Source organism: Maritalea mobilis (assembly GCF_019800885.1).
Lineage (GTDB): Bacteria > Pseudomonadota > Alphaproteobacteria > Rhodobacterales > Rhodobacteraceae > Roseibacterium > Roseibacterium beibuensis.
The window spans coordinates 119,392-133,211 of the sequence record NZ_JAHVKE010000004.1; the positions used below are offsets into that span (position 1 = coordinate 119,392).

Annotated in this window: 13 protein-coding genes; 9 read left to right on the plus strand and 4 right to left on the minus strand. The window is 64.9% G+C overall.

What is annotated here, in order from left to right; translation table 11 throughout:
• Positions 1-62: 62 nt before the first annotated feature.
• The 5 genes from rfbC to KUV65_RS15025 all read left to right on the plus strand — a co-directional run bounded on the left by rfbC (position 63) and on the right by KUV65_RS15025 (position 6,163).
• Positions 63-632: a dTDP-4-dehydrorhamnose 3,5-epimerase gene (rfbC, locus tag KUV65_RS15005; RefSeq protein WP_222191538.1), complete on the plus strand. Its 570-nt coding sequence runs from the start codon at positions 63-65 to the stop codon at positions 630-632.
• Positions 632-1,672, plus strand: coding sequence for a dTDP-glucose 4,6-dehydratase (gene rfbB, locus KUV65_RS15010; protein WP_222191539.1), 1,041 nt, complete (start codon positions 632-634; stop codon positions 1,670-1,672). Before rfbC ends, rfbB begins: the two co-directional genes overlap by 1 nt.
• A gap of 138 nt (positions 1,673-1,810) precedes the next feature.
• Positions 1,811-2,677, plus strand: coding sequence for a dTDP-4-dehydrorhamnose reductase (rfbD, locus tag KUV65_RS15015; RefSeq protein WP_222191540.1), 867 nt, complete (start codon positions 1,811-1,813; stop codon positions 2,675-2,677).
• Positions 2,674-3,543: a glucose-1-phosphate thymidylyltransferase RfbA gene (gene rfbA, locus KUV65_RS15020; RefSeq protein WP_222191541.1), complete on the plus strand. Its 870-nt coding sequence runs from the start codon at positions 2,674-2,676 to the stop codon at positions 3,541-3,543. Before rfbD ends, rfbA begins: the two co-directional genes overlap by 4 nt.
• 64 nt (positions 3,544-3,607) lie before the next feature.
• The gene (locus KUV65_RS15025) at positions 3,608-6,163 is read left to right on the plus strand and encodes a glycosyltransferase (protein WP_222191542.1); all 2,556 of its coding nucleotides are present in this window, start codon (positions 3,608-3,610) and stop codon (positions 6,161-6,163) included.
• A gap of 14 nt (positions 6,164-6,177) precedes the next feature.
• Here KUV65_RS15025 and KUV65_RS15030 read toward each other — a convergent pair whose 3' ends face one another.
• Complete coding sequence (locus tag KUV65_RS15030; RefSeq protein ID WP_222191543.1) at positions 6,178-7,014, minus strand: Stf0 family sulfotransferase; 837 nt, start codon at positions 7,012-7,014, stop codon at positions 6,178-6,180.
• Between the two features lie 140 nt (positions 7,015-7,154).
• Here KUV65_RS15030 and KUV65_RS15035 point away from each other — a divergent pair, with 140 nt between their 5' ends.
• The 4 genes from KUV65_RS15035 to KUV65_RS15050 are packed head-to-tail and all read left to right on the plus strand — an operon-like array spanning position 7,155 to position 11,579.
• A complete protein-coding gene (locus KUV65_RS15035; RefSeq protein ID WP_222191544.1) occupies positions 7,155-9,596 on the plus strand; it encodes a heavy metal translocating P-type ATPase in 2,442 nt (813 codons plus the stop codon).
• Between the two features lies 1 nt (position 9,597).
• On the plus strand, positions 9,598-10,002 hold the full coding sequence (gene cueR, locus KUV65_RS15040; RefSeq protein ID WP_222191545.1) for a Cu(I)-responsive transcriptional regulator: 405 nt from the start codon (positions 9,598-9,600) through the stop codon (positions 10,000-10,002).
• A gap of 51 nt (positions 10,003-10,053) precedes the next feature.
• Positions 10,054-10,965, plus strand: coding sequence for a 2-dehydro-3-deoxygalactonokinase (locus KUV65_RS15045; RefSeq protein WP_222191546.1), 912 nt, complete (start codon positions 10,054-10,056; stop codon positions 10,963-10,965).
• Positions 10,962-11,579: a 2-dehydro-3-deoxy-6-phosphogalactonate aldolase gene (locus tag KUV65_RS15050; protein ID WP_222191547.1), complete on the plus strand. Its 618-nt coding sequence runs from the start codon at positions 10,962-10,964 to the stop codon at positions 11,577-11,579. The genes KUV65_RS15045 and KUV65_RS15050 overlap by 4 nt, the downstream gene beginning before the upstream one ends.
• 18 nt (positions 11,580-11,597) lie before the next feature.
• Here KUV65_RS15050 and KUV65_RS15055 read toward each other — a convergent pair whose 3' ends face one another.
• Genes KUV65_RS15055 through KUV65_RS15065 form a run of 3 tightly spaced genes read right to left on the minus strand, consistent with a single transcriptional unit; the run spans position 11,598 to position 13,710 of the window.
• Entirely contained in the window at positions 11,598-12,506 is a 909-nt protein-coding gene (locus tag KUV65_RS15055; RefSeq protein WP_222191548.1) for an isopenicillin N synthase family dioxygenase, read from the minus strand.
• A complete protein-coding gene (locus KUV65_RS15060) occupies positions 12,503-13,147 on the minus strand; it encodes an NAD(P)H-dependent oxidoreductase (RefSeq protein WP_222191549.1) in 645 nt (214 codons plus the stop codon). Before KUV65_RS15060 ends, KUV65_RS15055 begins: the two co-directional genes overlap by 4 nt.
• Complete coding sequence (locus KUV65_RS15065; RefSeq protein ID WP_261331825.1) at positions 13,147-13,710, minus strand: NAD(P)H-dependent oxidoreductase; 564 nt, start codon at positions 13,708-13,710, stop codon at positions 13,147-13,149. Before KUV65_RS15065 ends, KUV65_RS15060 begins: the two co-directional genes overlap by 1 nt.
• Positions 13,711-13,820: the final 110 nt, after the last annotated feature.

The following is a 13,820-nucleotide window of genomic DNA, read 5'->3' on the forward strand; positions in this document are numbered from 1 at the left end:
CATGGTCCGTCCTTATGTCGACGGCCCTGGTCGACCTGGTTTTGGTGTCGATGGCGAAAGACATGAACGTAGAAGAAACCGGCATTCCCGATCTGCTTGTTCTGACCCCGCCGCGCTTTGGTGATGCGCGGGGCTTCTTTTGCGAAACGTACAATCGCGACCGGTTGGCCGAACACGGCATCACGGTCGACTTCGTGCAGGACAATCATTCGCTCTCGGAGCAGGTTGGCACGGTGCGTGGCCTTCATTTTCAGGTACCGCCGCACGCGCAGGCCAAGCTGGTGCGCTGCGGGCGCGGCGTGCTGTTCGATGTGGCCGTCGATCTCCGGCGCGGCTCTCCGACCTATGGGCGCTGGTTCGGGGTCGAATTGAGTTTCGAGAACGGCAAGCAAATGCTGATCCCGGCCGGGTTCGCGCATGGCTTCGTCACCCGCGCGCCGGATACCGAGATCATCTACAAGTGCTCGGATTTCTATGCTCCGCAAACCGAGGGCGCGCTGCGTTTTGACGACCCCGATATCGGGGTCGATTGGCAGATGGAGGGTGTTGATCCGATCCTGTCGGACAAGGATGCGGCAGCCGGGGCCTTTGCCGGCTTTGAAAGCCCGTTCATTTACGAGGAGCGCCGCTGATGAAACTCCTCGTGACCGGCGGGGCCGGGTTCATCGGCTCTGCGGTGGTTCGCCTTGCGATTTCGCGCGGACATCACGTGGTCAATGTGGATGCGCTCACCTACGCGGCTTGCCTCGACAACGTGGCCAGCGTCGCGGAGTCGCCGCTCTATTCCTTCGAGAAGGCGGATATCCGGGATCGTGCCGCCATGGACCGGATTCTTGCCGCCCATGAGCCCGATGCCATCATGCATCTTGCGGCCGAAAGCCACGTGGATCGGTCGATCGACGGCCCGGGCACTTTCATCGACACCAACGTGACGGGCACCTACACGCTGCTTGAGGCGGCGCGCAGCTACTGGGTGGGCAAAGGTCGCCCCGACAGCTTCCGCTTCCACCATATCTCGACCGACGAGGTCTATGGCACGCTGGGCGAAACGGGCCTTTTCACCGAAGAGACACCTTACGCCCCGAACAGCCCCTATTCGGCCTCCAAGGCGGCGTCGGACCATCTGGTGCGCGCTTGGCACGAAACCTACGGCCTGCCGGTTGTCCTGACAAATTGTTCGAACAATTACGGGCCTTTTCATTTCCCCGAGAAGCTCATCCCGGTCGTGATCCTGAACGCCTTGGCGGGGCGGCCCATCCCGGTCTACGGCAAGGGCGAAAACGTGCGCGATTGGCTGTTCGTCGAGGATCACGCCGATGCGCTTCTTCTGGTCTGCGAGAAGGGCGAACTGGGCCGGAGCTACAACATTGGCGGCAACAACGAGCGGCGAAACATCGACCTGGTGCGCACGATCTGTGCCCTGCTGGATGATCGCCGCCCCGATGGTGCGCCGCATGACCGTCTGATCGAGTTTGTCACGGATCGCCCCGGTCATGACCTGCGCTATGCCATCGACGCGACCCGCATCACCGAGGAACTGGGCTGGTCTCCCTCCGTCACTGTCGAGGAGGGGCTGGCCAAGACCGTCGACTGGTATCTCGAGAACGAGGACTGGTGGCGCGCCCTTCAGGCCCGCGACGGGGTGGGCGAGCGGTTGGGCAAGGCGGGATAAGGCGATGCCAGTTGCGCAAAATGCGAGAAAGCTCGGGCCGTTCGCTAGAATGCCGGGCATTGGGGGCGGTGTTGTGGGGGAACCGTTGTTTGCGTGGTTCGGGTCCGTCACCGATCCGGAAAAGGAGGGCGGGCGCCCATGACGCTTCTGGTCTTTGGAACCACGGGCCAGGTGGCGACTGAACTCCGCGCGCGGGCGCAGGGCGCCATTTTCCTGGGCCGCGACGCGGCCGACCTGGGTGACCCCGCAGGCTGCGCGGCGGCGATCCGGGCACATGCGCCCACCGCCGTCATCAACGCGGCCGCTTACACCGCCGTCGACAAGGCGGAGGAGGAAGAGGCCCTCGTCACATTGGTCAATGGGGCCGCGCCGACCGCGATGGCCGAGGCCTGTGCCGATCTGGGCATCCCCTTCGTCCATATCTCGACCGACTACGTCTTCGCGGGCGATGGAGAGGCGCCGTGGTCTCCGGACGATCCGACAGGGCCGCTTGGCGCCTACGGGCGATCCAAGCTGATCGGAGAAGAGGGCGTTCGGTCAGCTGGCGGGATCCACGCGATCTTGCGCACCTCCTGGGTGTTTTCCCCGCATGGCGCGAATTTCGTGAAGACCATGCTGAGACTCGGGGCAGAGCGCGAGAAGCTGACGATCATCGCGGACCAGATCGGTGGACCGACGGCCGCCGGCGCAATTGCCGCCGCCTGCCTCGCGATCGCAGAGCAATTGAAGCAGGACCCCGGCAAGAGTGGCACCTACCATTTCTCGGGCGCGCCGGATGCCAGTTGGGCGGACTTCGCGCGAGAGATCTTTGCCCAGGCGGGGTTGCCCTGTGTGGTCGAAGACATTCCGACCTCGGCCTATCCGACGCCGGCCAAGCGGCCTGCCAATTCGCGTCTGGATTGTGCCGCCACGCAGGCCACGTTCGGGATAGACCGTCCGGATTGGAAATCCGATCTCACCGAGACCCTCGAAATTCTCTCACGGAACAAGGGAATTGATCGATGACCACGCGCAAAGGCATCATCCTGGCCGGGGGATCCGGCACGCGGCTCTACCCGATCACACTCGGCGTGTCGAAACAGCTTTTGCCGATCTACGACAAGCCGATGATCTACTATCCGATCAGCACCTTGATGCTGGCCGGTATCCGCGACATCGCGATCATCACCACGCCGGAAGACCAGTCGCAATTCCAGCGTACCCTTGGCGATGGCAGCCAATGGGGCCTCAACCTGACCTACGTCGTGCAGGAGAGCCCCGATGGCCTGGCGCAGGCTTATCTCCTGACGCGCGAGTTTCTGGCCGGCAGCCCCTCGGCGATGGTTCTCGGCGACAACATCTTCTTCGGGCACGGCTTGCCGGACCTGCTGATCGCTGCGGATGAGCGCAAGACAGGCGGCACTGTCTTCGGCTATCGCGTGGCGGACCCGGAACGCTACGGGGTGGTCGATTTCGACGATGACGGCAGTGTGAAATCCATCATCGAAAAGCCTGCCGTTCCGCCGTCGAATTTCGCCGTCACCGGACTCTATTTCCTGGACGGGTCCGCGCCCGACCGCGCGGCGGAGGTCAAACCGTCAGCCCGCGGTGAACTCGAGATCACGACGCTTCTGGAAAGCTACCTGGCAGACGCGGCCCTGCACGTGGAACGGATGGGGCGCGGGTTTGCCTGGCTCGATACGGGGACCCATACAAGCCTGATCGACGCCGGAAATTTTGTGCGAACCCTCGAACAGCGGCAGGGGATGCAAACCGGCTCACCGGATGAAATCGCCTATGTCCGAGGCTGGATCAGCGCAGATCAACTTGAGGAACGGATCGAACTGTTCGCCAAGAACGCCTATGGACGCTATTTGCAGTCCTTGCTTTAACGAGTTCTTTGCCTTTTTGACCGAGAATTCTTCGGCGTCTGCATTTTTGGGGTAGCTGCACGTTATGCTCTATCGGCTCTATGCCTTGTACCTCCGCTATGCTGCGCATCACGCAGACCGCCTTGCAGGGTTTTCGCTGCAACGCGACGCGCGGCGGCCCCTTGGGCATGTCGAACGGGTTTTCCGAGCCAATGGGCAGTTCTTCATCGTTGGTTGGAGCGCCGCGTCCGAGCTTTCGGCCGTCTGGCCGGATGGCAGCGTCACGGTAAGCCCCTCGATCCAGAGGGCGGACGTGGCCCGGAAAACCGGGTTGCCGCTTGAAAGCGGTTTCGAAATCGCGGTGCCCGAAACTGCGCGACCTCTGACGCTGGAGTTGAAATGCCCGTCCGGTGCCGTGCGCCGGTTCCCGGTCAGGCATCCGTCGGACCCGCCGTCTGCCGCGGCGAAACGCCGGATGCGGCGTGCCTTCCTGCGCGATCTGGCGCGGGCGCTGCCCGCGGGGGTGAAGTGGATCATGCGCCGCGACCACGCCAGTCGGACCGCCGTGAAGCGCGCGCTCGGCCTTGAGACCGTCCATCCGAGCCTCCCACTTGATCGCCGCTATCTGGGATTGCCCCCGGCGGGCCTTTTGCGCGATGCAGCCAATTATGCGAGAGGCGATTTCAAGCCCCAACGCTTGGCGCCACCGCCCCCCACGACGCCGATCACGATCATCCTACCGATTCACAACGCGTTCGATCTTTTGCCTGAGGCCCTGTCGCGGGTTGCACGGAACTCCGATCTCGACTGGCACCTTATCCTGATCGACGACGCGTCGACGGATGCGCGTGTTCGGCCTTTCTTGCGAAGCTGGGCGGCCGAACAGCCAGACGAACGGGTGACGCTGTTCGAACTCGACACGAATCTCGGCTTTGTCGGGGCGGTCAACAAAGGCTTCGCCGAAGCCGAACACCGGGCGGGCCACGTGGTGATCCTGAACTCGGATGCCATGGTGCCGGAGGGGTGGGCGTCGCGGCTGATCGCGCCCTTCGCCTCGGATTCACGGATTGCGTCCGTCACGCCGATGTCGAATGACGCCGAGATCTTTTCCGTTCCGGTGATCGTGCGGTCGCAGGATCTGCCGCCAGGTATGGTTGATCGGCTCGACGCGGTCGCGCGCACGCTGACACATGGGCAACGGTTGCCCTCCGCGCCGACCGGCGTGGGCTTCTGCATGGCTCTGTCGTCCCACTGGTTCGGACGACACCCCAACTTCGACCCGGCCTTCGGACGCGGCTATGGCGAGGAAGTGGACTGGTGCCAGAAGGTCCGCGCGATGGGGGCGCGCCACGTCGCCATCCCCAACCTGTTCGTGGAGCATCGGGGCGGACAGAGCTTTGGTTCGGATGCGAAGCTGGAACTGGTTTTGCGGGCCAACGCCATGATCGCGCGCCGCTATCCCGGCTACGATCTGGAAGTGCAGAGCTATATTGCCAGCGACCCCCTGAGGACACCGCGCTTGGCGCTGGCTGCGGCCTTGGCGGGGTTCTCGGCGTCCGGGCCGCTGTCTCTCTTCGTGGCGCATTCCCTGGGCGGCGGGGCAGAGCACGCCCTGCAAGACGAAATCGAGGATCTAATCGCCGAGGGTCAATCCGCGATGGTCCTTCGGGTTGGCGGTGCGCACCCTTTCCAACTCGAAGTGCATGGCGCCAGCGGTGTCGTGGCCGGCACGACAGATGCGCTCGATGTCGTGCAGAGCATTCTCGCGCCCGTGCCGGCCCTGCGGATCGTCTATTCCTGCGGTGTCGGGTACCCGGACCCGGCAAGCCTGCCCGATGTGATGCTGTCTCTGAAACGTCACGGGCATGATGATCGTGTCGAGGCGCGTGTGCATGACTTCTTCATGCTATCGCCCTCGTACAACTTGCTGAATTCCGATGGCAGCTACCGCGGATTGCCGGAAACGGACAGCACGGACCCGATGCATGTCGCTGTTTCAAAGGCGGGTGAGGCCACGTCATTGGCCGAATGGCGCAGGCGCTGGGGCAGGTTCCTCGCCCAATGTGACGAAGTCAGAACGTTCTCGGAAAGCAGCGCAGACTTGGTCCGCCAAGTGTATCCTGAACTGCGCGGCGATACGCTGCGTGTGCGTCCTCACAGGCTGTCGGCGGAATTGCGTAGTGTTGCGCCTCCGGCCCCCGGGTCTGGCCATGTGATCGGCATCCTGGGCAACATCAACCGGGCCAAGGGCGGTCAATTGCTGTGCGATCTTGCCCAGCGGATCGACATGAACGGTGCAAGCTACCGCATGGTCGTGATCGGAAATGTCGATCCCGAGTTTTCGCTGGGGCCCTTGGTGACCCTGCATGGCAGCTACGAACGCAATGAGATTGCGCATCTGGCCGAACGCTACCACGTCGCGACATGGCTTGTGCCGTCCGTCTGGCCGGAAACGTTTTCCTATGTCACCCACGAGGTCCTGCAAACGGGATTGCCCGTGATCGGGTTCGACATCGGCGCGCAGGGAGAGGCGCTACGTCAGTCTGCCCATGGCATCCCGTTGCGGTTCGACCCGGATGCGGATTTGGCTGGCATGGTTCTGTCGGCGCTGGATTCCCTGCAACGCCCCAGCGCGGCGTAGGTCCGGGCCAGTCTTCAGATATCCTGAAGCTGGTCGAGCATGTATCGACGCTCGTCATCCACGTCTTTCAGGAAAGCGGCACGCTCTGCCCGGAACCGCTCGGCATATTCCGCGTTCTGCGGGGTGCCCAGCTTGGCATGTTTGAGTTCCAGATCGGGCCAATCCGCATCACGGACGCGCGCCACGGTCGCCAGCAAGCTGCGTGTGCGTTCGGACCCGGCCTCCATCATGTCCTCGTAACAGAAGCGATAGGGTTCGATACCATAGAGGTCGAACAGGTATTCGCTGCGCCGTTCGGCATTGAGGATGTGCTTGAGCCACCGTTCGATGTTCTCGGCGTCGTAGGGAAAGGCCGTTTCCGCCCGCGCGCGATCTTCCGGCGTCGCATGCGGGGTGTGGGCAACCTTCGTGCACACCATTTTCGCGAGGCTTACGGCCTGCGCCACGATGTCCTTCCGGATCAGCCACATTGCCCTGCAATCGGGCTGGTTGAAATGGGTCATGAAAGTATCCGAATCCGGAAACAGGCGATCCAGTTGATGCGCCGTGATCTCGAAGCTGAATACCCCATTCGGGCTGCTGAACCTTTTCTGGGCTTGCATGATGTAATCTTCACGCCCGAGCGCCTGAATGCCGTTGGCAATGTTCGGCACGAAATTCGGGTTGAACAGCTCGTTACCGGCCCCGAGTCGGCGGCTTTGGGCGATCAGGTCTGTCAGCCATGAACTGCCGGAGCGGGGTGTGAAATAGATGACGAGGCGGCGACGGGGCAACGGCTTTGCCTCCAGTTTCGCGCGCCGGTCCGGGTTCTCGGAACTCCGAGTGAAATATTCGTCGATGACGTCTTCCATGCCTGCCTCTCGGCGTCTTTTGCGCGTTGCAATGGATATTCCATATCGGCGCCTCAGATGCCAGATGCGGTCTCTACCTTAGCCCTTGACCCTCCAGTGACTGGAATGTCTATGTGACCTGTGTCAGTCGAGGAAGGCCAATGTCAGACACAGCCCAAGCACTCACATTTCGGTATTCGGTCGCCAACCTGAACTGCGGATCCTGTGCGGCCCGCGCCGAAGCGGCCCTTGCCAAGCTGCCCGGTGTCAGGGAGGCGCGGGTGAACCTTGCCACGCGCCGCGCGGAACTTCGCACCGAAGATGGATTCGATGCGCAATCCGTGGAGCCGGCGATGGAAACGGCGGGCTATCCGGTGACCCCGCTGGCGACGCCGCGCCTGCATCGTTTCGAGGTCGGGAACCTGTCCTGTGCGGGATGCGTCGCGCGGGCCGAAGCTGCCCTGGCCGAGGTCGATGGTGTCGAGCAGGCCCACGTGAACCTCGCAACGCGGCGTGCAGAGGTGCAGGGCGCCCCTGATCTCGATATCGGCGCGTTGCGGGACCGTCTTGACCGGGCCGGTTACCCCTTGACCCCGATCGCCGAGGACACCGCCCCCGAAAACGATCCGCACAAGGACGAAAGTCGTCAATACAAGGCGGCGTTCCTCATGGCGCTTGCGCTGACCTTGCCCGTTTTCCTTCTCGAGATGGGCGGCCACGTCATCCCCGGATTTCACGGCTGGCAGATCGAGACCTTCGGGCAAACGCCTTTGCGCGTCTTTCAGTTCGTCCTGACCAGCCTTGTCCTTGCCGGTCCGGGGCGCGTGTTTTTCCGCCTCGGCGTGCCGGCCTTGCTGCGCGGCGCGCCCGAGATGAACAGCCTCGTTGTGCTGGGGGCGGGCGCGGCCTGGGCCTGGTCCACCGTGGTGACATTCGCACCGCAGCTTATCCCGGAAACCGGGCGGTTCGTATATTTCGAGGCCGCTGCCGTGATCGTGACCCTCATCCTGCTGGGCCGGTGGCTGGAGGCGCGGGCGCGGGGATCGGCCGGGGCCGCGATCGAAGGGTTGCTGGCCCTGTCGCCGGATACCGCTCTGAAAGTGCAACCCGACGGATCCGAAACCGAGGTTGCGCTGGCCGATATCCACCTGGGCGACGTGGTGCGCCTGCGCCCCGGCGCGCGCGTGGCGGTCGATGGCGTGATCCTGACCGGGGCGACCCATGTCGACGAATCCATGCTGACCGGGGAGCCGGTTCCGGTGGAGAAGGGGCCGGGTGATCCAGTCTCGGCGGGAACGGTGAACGCGAACGGCACCGTCGATTTCCGAGCCACCGCAATCGGCAATGACACGGTCCTCGCCCGGATCGTGACCATGGTCGAAAACGCGCAGGCCGCTCGGTTGCCGATCCAGTCGCTGATCAATCGCGTGACGGCGGTCTTCGTGCCCGTCGTGCTGGCGATTGCCGTTCTGTCGGCGGCGGCCTGGGCGTTCCTGAGCAGTGATCCGGCGCAGGCGCTGGTTGTCGCGGTGTCGGTCCTGATCATCGCCTGCCCCTGCGCCATGGGCCTGGCCACGCCGATCTCGGTCCTGGTCGGCACGGGGCGCGCGGCCGAGCTTGGTGTCCTGTTCCGGCGTGGGGATGCCCTGCAGGCCCTGTCCAGCGTCGACCTTGTCGCGTTCGACAAGACCGGCACGCTGACCCGAGGGGCCCCTGCGGTCACCGGCATCCACGCGACCGAGGCAACCTCGGAAGAAACCTTGCTGGCCCTCGCCGCCGCAGTCGAGCAAGCCTCCGAGCATCCCTTGGCGCGCGCCATCCTTGCCGAGGCCGAAGCGCGCAGCCTGACCCTGCCCGTGGTCGATGGTTTCCAGAACCACCCGGGCGCGGGCGTCACCGCGCAGGTCGAGGGCGACACGGTGCGCATCGGGTCGCGGGCGTTTCTTGCCAAGGAAGGCGTCGCGCTGCCCGATCGGGAACCGGGCAGCAGCACCGAGGTGCATGTCGCCCGCGGCGCCCTCTACCTTGGTCATCTCGACCTCAGCGATCCGGTCAAGGATGACGCAGCCGACGCCATCGCAGCGCTGACGCGGCGCGGTCTGCAGGTGGCCGTCCTGTCCGGCGACGCCGCCGGCCCGGTCGATGCGGTCGCCCGACACCTCGGGATTGGCCTTGCGCGGGCCGGCCTGTCGCCCGAGGGCAAGCAAAAGGCGCTCGAGGACTGGCAGGCCCAAGGGTTGAAGGTCGCCTTCGTCGGGGACGGGATCAATGACGCACCGGTTCTGGCGGCGGCGGATGTCGGCATCGCGCTGGGCACGGGAACCGATATCGCCATCGAGGCCGCCGACGTGGTTCTGGTCTCCGGCTCGCCTGTTGGCGTGACCTCGGCCGTCGAAGTCAGCCGCCGCACGCTCCGCAACATCGCGCAGAACCTTTTTTGGGCCTTCGGCTACAATGTCGCCCTGATCCCCGTGGCCGCCGGGGTGCTGGCCCTGTTCGGTGGCCCGTTCTTGAACCCGATGCTGGCGGCGGGCGCCATGGCGGCCAGTTCCGTTCTGGTCGTGACGAACGCCCTCCGCCTGCGTCGCCTGAAGGTGAACTGACATGAATATCGGAGATGTCGCCGCCCGCGCCGGGCTGCCGGCCAAAACGATCCGCTACTACGAAGAGATCGGCCTGATCGCGCCGGACCGGTCCAGCAATGGCTACCGCAAGTTTTCCGAGGCGCATGTCCACCAACTCGCCTTTCTCGGTCGGGCCCGCAGCCTCGGCTTTTCCATCGAGGATTGTCGCATTCTCCTCGGCCTCTGGGGCGACCGGGACCGCGCCAGCGCAGACGTCAAGGCCGTCGCGCGCAAACACCTGGCCGAGATCGACGCAAAGATGGAGGAACTGGCCCAGATGCGCCGCACGCTGGCCGATCTGGTGGACCGCTGCGCGGGGGATCAGCGGCCTGACTGCCCGATCCTGAACGATCTTGCGGCAGAAGGCGGGCCTGTCCCCTCTTGATCCATCACCGTTCTGCCCAACCTGACTGGGGCATGCTATGGAATGGATGAGATGAGCGCAGAAAGCAGATATGCCGACTGGATCGCGGTGCACGCGGGCCAAAGTGACCTCAGGGCCTGGGCGCTGGCCGCCGATGGTTCCGTCCGGGCGGAGCTGACGCTTCCGTCGGATGGCGCGATGCCCGAGGCGCCCGCGTTCGAGGCCAAGCTTCTTGAAATGATCGCACCATGGCTTGGCCAGGGCAGCACATCCGTTCTGGCGTGCGGTTTGACGGGCTTGGCCGACCGGCCCGAAGCAATCACCCCGGTTCCGGCAAAACCGGCCGCACGGCTGCCCATTCGGGTGTCTGCCAACGACCCGCGCCTGGATCTTCTTGCCTTGCCGGGGCTGAGCCAAGCGAACCCACCCGACCTGTTGCTGGGCGAGGAAACCGAGGTGGCGGGTTTCCTGGCCGGGAACCCGGGGTTTGACGGCGTGCTTTGCCTTGTCGGGCCGCGCACGGTCTGGGTGCAGATCTCGGCCGAGGAGATCGTGAGTTTCCAGACCGCGATGACGGGTGAGTTCTTTGACCTCCTCGCCGGGCACAGCACGATCCGCGCGGCGGTCGCGTCCACCGGCATGGATGCCGAGGCCTTCGCCGACGCCGTGTCCGACACCCTGTCGCGACCCGAGCGGTTGAGCCAGCGTCTGGCCGCGCTTCGCGGGCAGCACGTGTTGCAGCAGCTCGACCCGTCCGTGGCCCGGTCGCGCCTGTTCGGCGCGTTGATCGGGGCGGAGCTGGCGGCCATGCGGCCCTATTGGCTGGGCCAGCAAGTGGCCCTCGCCGGTCCGTCAGACATGGTTGATCTCTACGCCCGGGCGCTCGACACGCAGGGCGTCTCCGCCACCCGTCACGCGTCGGACGGTCTGGCCCTCGCCGGTCTGGCCCGTGCGTGGTTCGCAATGCAGGAGCACGCGAAATGAGCCGTCCGATCATCGCCATTCTTCGCGGCATCACCCCGACCGAGGCCGTCCCGGTCGCCGAGGCGCTGGTCGAGGCCGGGATCGACCGGATCGAAGTGCCGCTGAATTCATCGCACCCGTTGCACAGCATGTCCGCCATCGCCACGGCGCTGGGTGACCACGCGCTGATCGGGGCCGGCACGGTGACCGCCCCCGACGAGGTGCGCGAAGTGGCCGATGCGGGCGGCAAGCTGATCCTGTCGCCCAATTTCGACCCGGACGTGGTCGTGGAAACCAAGCGGCTGCTTTTGCAAAGCTGGCCCGGCGTTTTCACCCCGACCGAAGCTTTCGCGGCGCTCAAATCCGGCGTGGATGGGCTCAAGCTGTTCCCAGCCGATCGCGTCAGGTTCGAGGGGTTGTCGGCGTTACGCGCGGTGCTTCCGCAAGACGCAAAGGTGTTCGCCTTCGGCGGTGCCCGCCCCGAGAATTTTGCAGACTGGCTGGCCGCCGGGGCCGACGGGTTCGGGCTTGGAACCGCGCTCTATGCTCCGGGCATCTCCGCCGCCGAGGTTGGCAAGCGGGCGCGCCGGGTGGTGGAGGCTTTCGACACGGCGACCAAGGGGCCGCTGGTCTGACATGGCGCGCGCCACGCGTTAGGCGGCGTAAGTCGCATCCAGCCGTTGACGCAGATATTCGGCCCCCGTCACCGTCGGGTATTTCGGCGACCCGGTGCCGGGCAGGGCGGCGATAATCGCATCCGGGTTCGGGTCGAGGAAAAAGGCCACCGATTGGCGCGGCTTTGCCGGGGGCAGCACGCGATGCGGGTTCGACACGTAGATATCGTTCGACCAGCGCATCAGGCAGTCGCCGATATTGACCACGAAGGCCCCCGGCACATGGGGCACGTCGATCCAGTCGCCACCGCGCGGTTTGACTTGCAGCCCCGCCACCCCGTCGGTCAGCAAAAGCGTCAGCGCCCCGTAATCCGTATGCGCCCCGGCCCCGATCCCGCTTGGGTCGCTCGCCGGGTAGGACAGCAGGCGCAGCGTCGCCATCGGTTCGTCGAAATCGCGCTGGAACCGCGTCTCGGGCAGGCCGAGATCTATCGCCACGGCCCGCATCAGGCCGACGCCAAGCGCCTGCACCGTCGCGAAATAATCCAGCATCGTCTCACGAAAGCCGGGCACCTCCGGCCACAGGTTCACCCCGCGAAACGGCTCGGACGCGATCACGCGCGGGTCATCGGCAGGCAGGTCGTAGCCGATGTTGAAGGCTTCCTTCTGATCCACCTGTCCTGAATGTTCGTCCAGGCTTTCGGTTCCGGTCGCGGCCCATCCCCTGTTATGCGGATTGGTCGAGATCGACAGCGGCGCTTTCACCTCGGACGGCAGCGCGAAGAATGCGGCCGCCTGGTCGAACACCCGCGCGATCAGGCCCTCGTCCACGCCATGCCCCGAGACCAGGAAGAACCCGGGCCCGCGCGCCGCCGCGCCAAGATCGGACACGAACCCAGCCCGGTCGGCCCCGCTGGAAAATCGCGCGAAATCGAGGACCGGGATCATGCCGTCGCCTCCGTATCGCTGGCCTCGTTTTTTTGCGCTCGCCCGCCGCTGAGCAGGCGATCCATCTTCGCCGCCACGCGCTTCAGATGCTTGTCGCGGGTTGCGGCGGTCGACCTGTCCATCAGGTAATGCGCCGCGAAGGCCACCTTGCGATGCCGTGCGCACAGGTGCCCGACCCCGCGCAGCAATGTCCGCCGCCCGGGCGCGCCCACGTAGCGCGTCAGCGCCCAGCTGGCCCCGCAGGTGGTGAAGACGCCCAAGCGCGTGATGTGCCGCAGGCCCGGGCGGATATTCTGGTTCTCATCGTCGGGCATCAGAAAGGCCACGCCGGGCACCATTGTCCGGTCCAGCCAGCCTTTCAGCATCGCGGGCAGGCCATACCACCAGGTCGGATAGACGAAGATCAGCGTGTCGCACCACATCAGGTCATCCACGTCGCGCGCCACCGCCGCCTTGTTGCGGCTTTCATCCTCGTAGAGCTCAAGCTCGGTGGCGGTCAGGGCCGGGGCGAATCCCTCTGCATAAAGGTCGCGCAGCCGGATCTCGGCGCCCGCCTTGCGCAGCTTTTCCAGAACAAGATCACGGATGGCGGCGGTGAAACTCTCCGCCCGTGGGTGACAATAAACAACCAGCGCCCGCATCAGAAACTCTCCATCTCTCGGCCTACTCGTGACAGGAAATTCGCGCGTTTTGTGTCGCTGGCCCGGTTCATGTCGTAGAGCGCAAGGTACCGCATCTTCTCGGGCCGGCAGACATGCCAGACCGCCCGCGTCACGCATTTCCGGGGCGGGTCGCCGACCAAAAGCGCCCGCGTCCGCGCGCCGCCATAGGTCGTCACCGCCGCCAGCTTGCGGATATGGGTGAGGTTCGGTTTCACCTTGCCGTCAACCAGCTTGAAGGACACGCCGGGCAGGAACACCCGGTCGAGAAAACCTTTCAGGATCGCCGGGTAGCCGAAATTCCAGACCGGGAAGACCATGACCATCGCGTCCGCGGCCCGCAGGCGTTCGACATACTCGGCCACCGGCCCGAGATTGTCCGGCTCGTCATGGTAGCCGCGCCGCTCGGCCTCGGTCAGGACGGGGCTGAACCCCTCGGCATTCAGGTCGCAATCATCGACCTCCCAGCCGCTTGCCGCCAGTTTCTCCACGACCGTGCCGTGCAGCGCGGCCGAGAAACTCTCGGGGCAGGGGTGTGCGAACAATACAAGCGCCCTGCTCACCCGGTTTCCCCTTCATCTTGGCAAAAAAAACTCCGGGGGGTGCGGGGGGCAGCGCACCCCGCCGGGTCGGCGCCGAAGGCGTCGATCCAGAA

What these genes read in the sequence shown, in the direction of transcription:
- KUV65_RS15045 (WP_222191546.1), top strand. Translation starts at nt 10,054, where the DNA reads ATGAGCGCAGAAAGCAGATATGCCGACTGGATCGCGGTGCACGCGGGC.
- cueR (WP_222191545.1), top strand. Translation starts at nt 9,598, where the DNA reads ATGAATATCGGAGATGTCGCCGCCCGCGCCGGGCTGCCGGCCAAAACG.
- KUV65_RS15035 (WP_222191544.1), top strand. Translation starts at nt 7,155, where the DNA reads ATGTCAGACACAGCCCAAGCACTCACATTTCGGTATTCGGTCGCCAAC.
- rfbC (WP_222191538.1), top strand. Translation starts at nt 63, where the DNA reads ATGAACGTAGAAGAAACCGGCATTCCCGATCTGCTTGTTCTGACCCCG.
- rfbD (WP_222191540.1), top strand. Translation starts at nt 1,811, where the DNA reads ATGACGCTTCTGGTCTTTGGAACCACGGGCCAGGTGGCGACTGAACTC.
- KUV65_RS15060 (WP_222191549.1), bottom strand. Translation starts at nt 13,147, where the DNA reads ATGCGGGCGCTGGTTGTTTATTGTCACCCACGGGCGGAGAGTTTCACC.
- KUV65_RS15030 (WP_222191543.1), bottom strand. Translation starts at nt 7,014, where the DNA reads ATGGAAGACGTCATCGACGAATATTTCACTCGGAGTTCCGAGAACCCG.
- KUV65_RS15055 (WP_222191548.1), bottom strand. Translation starts at nt 12,506, where the DNA reads ATGATCCCGGTCCTCGATTTCGCGCGATTTTCCAGCGGGGCCGACCGG.
- rfbA (WP_222191541.1), top strand. Translation starts at nt 2,674, where the DNA reads ATGACCACGCGCAAAGGCATCATCCTGGCCGGGGGATCCGGCACGCGG.
- KUV65_RS15025 (WP_222191542.1), top strand. Translation starts at nt 3,608, where the DNA reads ATGCTCTATCGGCTCTATGCCTTGTACCTCCGCTATGCTGCGCATCAC.
- rfbB (WP_222191539.1), top strand. Translation starts at nt 632, where the DNA reads ATGAAACTCCTCGTGACCGGCGGGGCCGGGTTCATCGGCTCTGCGGTG.
- KUV65_RS15050 (WP_222191547.1), top strand. Translation starts at nt 10,962, where the DNA reads ATGAGCCGTCCGATCATCGCCATTCTTCGCGGCATCACCCCGACCGAG.